The following is a 4,580-nucleotide window of genomic DNA, read 5'->3' as shown; positions in this document are numbered from 1 at the left end:
GTCTACTTACCGCCCAGAGGGCGGCGTTACAAAGAGTAAGGAGTGGCGGCGGATTTCTGACGGCAGTTATGGTAATCTCTCTTAGGGCTTGAATGGAAATAGCCCTTTATTTGTCAATTAGGACGCTGATTTATGAAAATTTTGGATTCTCAAGGACGACTATTCGGCAAACTGAGCATCCTAGATGTGGGTGCTACTTTGATTATTCTCCTAGTTGTCGTTGGCATATTTTTCTTTCCCGGCACTTCTGGTTCTGTTGCTCAAGTTGGTGTAACTACCAAACCCGTCCAGATAGATGTGATTGCTTTAGGTCTCAAGGGGCGTAATCTTCAAGATTTGCTCAAACCAGGAGATAAAGTGAATATGATTATCCGCAATCAACCCTACGGTCAGGTTGATATCAAATCTGTTAATCTCTTGACTAGAACGGTAGTTGTCCCTCAACCAAATGGCACTGCGAAAGCTCTACCAGACCCCAGAGAAGAAGAATCTTTTAGCAGAAATATGATGTTTACCTTGGAAGGAAAGGGTCAAATTACTAAAGATGGCCCAGTTCTCGGCAATCTCAAAATCAAAATTGGCAACACTGTAGAGCTTGAAGGCTTCAACTACAACTTTAATGCCAGTGTTATTGATGTGCGAGTACAGAAATAAATAAGGGTTAACGGTTAACTGTTAACGGTTAACTGTTAACTGTTAGCTGTTAGCTGTTAACTGTTAACGGTTAACTGTTAATAGGGAAAACAAATATCGGCGGATTAAACCAATAGTGAGAGCGGGAAGTTCTAGCTGTGGTGTCAATCCTACGTTTGCTAACGGTTGAAATACTCGAATCGCTTCTGGATTCATATTAGCTAAACGCCGTCCAATTTCTGGGCCAGTAAATTCTGATTTTTCTCCCCAAATAATTGCTGTTGGTGTTCTCAGTTGGTTAATGTATAATGACAAATCAAAACATAAATCCCCTCTGACAAAAGAGAGAGCTGCATATTCTGCATTTGGTTCTAAGGCAGATTGTAAATAAGCCTCTACAATTTCATTGTCTATGCGGCGGGGTTCGGCAAATTGACGCTGTTCTAAGAAACTCCTGATCCCGCCGCTGGTGGCAATTCCAGCACTATAAAGCACTCGATCTAAAATGGGAGTATTGACTAATTGAGCGAAGAAGCTACGTCCGTAATCTTCTTCAAAATCGGACAATCCTGCTGGTGCGGTCAAAATTAGGGATTTAAAAAGTTCGGGGCGTGCGATCGCGGCCCGAATTACAAAAGCCGCTGTTAAAGAAGAAGCAACTACAACCGTTGGACTGCTACAAGTTTGTTCTATGAATTCAATCAAAGTTGTGATATAATCATCGGCTTTGTAATTCCTGGCTGGATGCTCTGAGCGTCCCCAGCCGATTAAATCTGGTGCTAAAATTCGATATTCTGCTGCAAAAGCTGGATAAACTTTTGACCACTCGTAGGAACTTGACCCGCCACCAAATCCATGAAAAAACACCAGTGTTGGTAAATTTTCTAATGATTGCGTATCTGCGGTTATCCAAGGCATACCCTCAGCAGTGTAATACACCATTCTACCGAGAGATGTGACTATCGAGCGTTGACCAAAACCAAGGGGCTGAAACATAGGTTTTTAATCGCTAATAGGGATTGATTAGTAATAATTTTTATATTTTTACATCATATCATTTTATTAGGCAATTTATCTAAAGATAGGACTTACGCACGAGGGGGCAAAAACCGGATTTCTGCGCCAATATCTTTCGGAATCGATCGACTATTTTTCGGAGAAACCGGGTTTCTTGCAGGATCTATCGATCTGGGACTGCCGACCAAGCTCAACGAATTTTAGATTTTGATTCTTAAAAAAATTAAGATCATATAAAGATACCATTAGTTTTGTAAAGATTTTATAAATATTTTTTCCTATTTTACTTAGTGTGCAGAGCGCAAGTATAGGCAGCCAGGGAGTTTTGAGCTTTTAACAGTTTGTAAGGGTCGATCGCGCCACCCTTGCCAACTCCGGTAGATAGGAGATAATTCATCAATGAGGGGTAAGACCCCTCATCTAAAGAAGGTTCGTTAGCCGTCAGTACAAGCTGCGCGATCGCGCAGTAGGTTTATTGCTTGAGTTGGAAAAATCAATACCAATTTCTTCCTGCTTGGCGATAGAACGACTCGAAAGTGTGTAGTAGAGAGTAACCAGCACGAGATTCAAACCCTAACAGGGATTCCGCAATCACTCAGCCTGGACTGCATACCATCTACGACCACAGAAATAATTAATTAGGGGAGGTCTACTAACAATGCAACTGCTCAAAACAGGGAATCGCGAAGGTTTTATGGTTGACATGACAGGTGTTCAATCTGACGGCTCCGCAGAGTTTGAGACTCTCCTTAGCGAAGCCAAATCGCCCGTACATCGCAGCATTGAAATGAACGACCCAGAGATTTTGATTGCGACTCCCGGAGCGAGTTGTGGGGGGTCAGAGTTTTGTTTACCCGTCATTACACCTACTTGCGTCCGCTTAGCTTTAGAAGACTTGAAGTGTTTTGAAGTAGTAGAGTCTCAATTTGAGCATTGTGGAGTGACTTTTGCCAATGCAGTTGCTATTCAACCGTCAAACCCAGCATTTTCTGTTCGTTCTGGGGTGACAGTATTAATGGGAGCGCCCAAAAGTGGCCTGATAGAGGTGACATTTAAGCATCCAGTTCGCTTCGTTTCGGGACTTGTCACCAGTTCGCGGCGAACTGTTTTATCAGCACGCGATCGCGATGGGAATGTAATTACTGAGGATGAATTACCTGCACCAAATTTGGCGGGCTTTAATTCTCGCATTCCCCCCAACACTCAGCTAATAGTAAAAGCCCCGAATATTTACCAAGTGACTTTCTACGCTTTTGATGGTCAGGTAATAGTAGATGATTTTAGCTTTGGGTTTTAGACAGTTAACAGTTAACAGTTAACAGTTAACTGTTAACTGTTAAGAAAGAGTTGCGTCTCACTTCGTTACGCCTAACCTTCAGCTATTAATACTGCCAAATTTTTTAGAATTGGTAGTATTATATTATAATGTGGCAAACTACTTGCAATCTGTCATTGCGTTGGCGTAGCCTGCACGCAGCGCTTGACGTTGTGAAGCATAAGCCCTTCGGGTAGGCTTCATCAACACAAGATTTTGAGATTGCTTCGCTTTGCTTGTAATTCCTAGACAAGTATTTAACCGGACAAGATATTACTTATAAGAGCGCATCAAAAGGATTGACAGATGATTCAAACTGCCATAACACCTTTCAAAAACAAGCTCGACAGAGCCTTAACTAAGAAGCAAATTACTGTTTTACAAATCAATTTGGGCAAACGCTGCAACTTAGCTTGTACCCATTGCCACGTAGAGGCTGGCCCCAAACGGACTGAAGAAATTTCCCCTGAAATTTGTAATCAACTAATAGATTTAATCCGTAGATTTCCCCAAATTCAAACTGTTGACCTCACTGGTGGCGCACCAGAAATGCTTTATGGCTTCAAACCCTTAGTTGAAGCTGCTGGCGCTGCTGGCAAACAAGTAATTGTCCGTTCTAATTTGACGATTTACTTTGAAAAAGGGTTTGAAGATATCCCAGAATATTGCGCCAAAAACCAAATTAGAATTGTGGCTTCGCTTCCTTGCTACCAATCAGCAAATGTTGATAAAATGCGTGGCAATGGTGTTTTTGATAATTCAATTAAAGCATTGCAAAGGCTGAATCAACTAGGTTACGGTCAAAACCCAGATTTAATTTTAGATTTGGTGTATAATCCTCAAATTCCAAGTACAGAAAAATTTTCTCTGACACCAGAACAGAACAAGCTTCAGCGCGATTATAAGACATATTTAGAGGAACATTTCGATATTTGTTTTAATCAATTGTACACAATTACTAACTTACCAGTTGGGAGGACTAAATTTCATCTGGAACACAAGAAACTGCACAAACCTTATCTCCATTTTTTAGAAGATAACTTTAATCCGACTACAGTTGAACATTTAATGTGTCGAGATGAACTTTCAATTGACTACCTTGGCAATGTTTACGACTGCGATTTTAATCAAATGGAAAACTTGCCTGCAAAAACTAGCACGGGTGAAATAATAACAGTTGCCAAATTGCTAGAATCTGGTAGTTTAGATTTAATTCAAGAGGTGCAGACTGCTACTTATTGCTATGGTTGCACGGCTGGTTGTGGTTCTAGCTGCGGTGGTTCTCTTGTTTGAAGATAAGGGGTAATTGGTAATTGGTAATTGGTAATTGGTAATTGGTAATTGGTAATGGCTAATGGCTAATTGGTAATTGGTAATGGCTAATATCATGTCCGGCAAATTACTTACAATCTGTCATTGCGAGCCAAGCGAAGCGCAGTTGCGAGGTACGAAGCAAGCCCGAAGCAATCGCCTAGTCTCTGCGATTGCTTCCCTTGGCTCGCAATGACAAGTATTTAACCGGACATGATATAATTCAGGACTTATAAACTTAGGCAAAAATCACGTAACGCCGCCCTCTGGGCGGTAAATATACCGCCCAGAGGGCGGCGTTACG

Annotated in this window: 4 protein-coding genes; 3 read left to right on the top strand and 1 reads right to left on the bottom strand. The window is 41.5% G+C overall.

From position 1 onward, the window contains the following. The first annotated feature begins 132 nt into the window (after positions 1-132). The gene (locus PY364_RS01180; RefSeq protein ID WP_275519715.1) at positions 133-654 is read left to right on the top strand and encodes a DUF4330 domain-containing protein; all 522 of its coding nucleotides are present in this window, start codon (positions 133-135) and stop codon (positions 652-654) included. Positions 655-717: 63 nt separating this feature from the next. Here the strand turns inward: PY364_RS01180 and PY364_RS01175 are convergent, their stop codons facing one another. Further along, positions 718-1,629 (bottom strand): alpha/beta hydrolase, encoded by a 912-nt coding sequence (locus PY364_RS01175; RefSeq protein WP_275519713.1) that lies wholly within the window; start codon positions 1,627-1,629, stop codon positions 718-720. A gap of 679 nt (positions 1,630-2,308) precedes the next feature. Between PY364_RS01175 and PY364_RS01170 the strand changes: the two genes are divergently transcribed. Next, entirely contained in the window at positions 2,309-2,947 is a 639-nt protein-coding gene (locus PY364_RS01170) for a hypothetical protein (protein WP_275519711.1), read from the top strand. A 324-nt stretch (positions 2,948-3,271) separates the two neighbouring features. Next, positions 3,272-4,258: an arsenosugar biosynthesis radical SAM (seleno)protein ArsS gene (gene arsS, locus PY364_RS01165; RefSeq protein WP_275519709.1), complete on the top strand. Its 987-nt coding sequence runs from the start codon at positions 3,272-3,274 to the stop codon at positions 4,256-4,258. Positions 4,259-4,580: the final 322 nt, after the last annotated feature.

It is taken from the genome of Kamptonema sp. UHCC 0994 (assembly GCF_029167235.1).
Lineage (GTDB): Bacteria > Cyanobacteriota > Cyanobacteriia > Cyanobacteriales > Microcoleaceae > Kamptonema.
The sequence above is the reverse complement of the archived record's forward strand: the minus strand, read 5'-3'. Positions and strand labels throughout refer to the sequence as shown.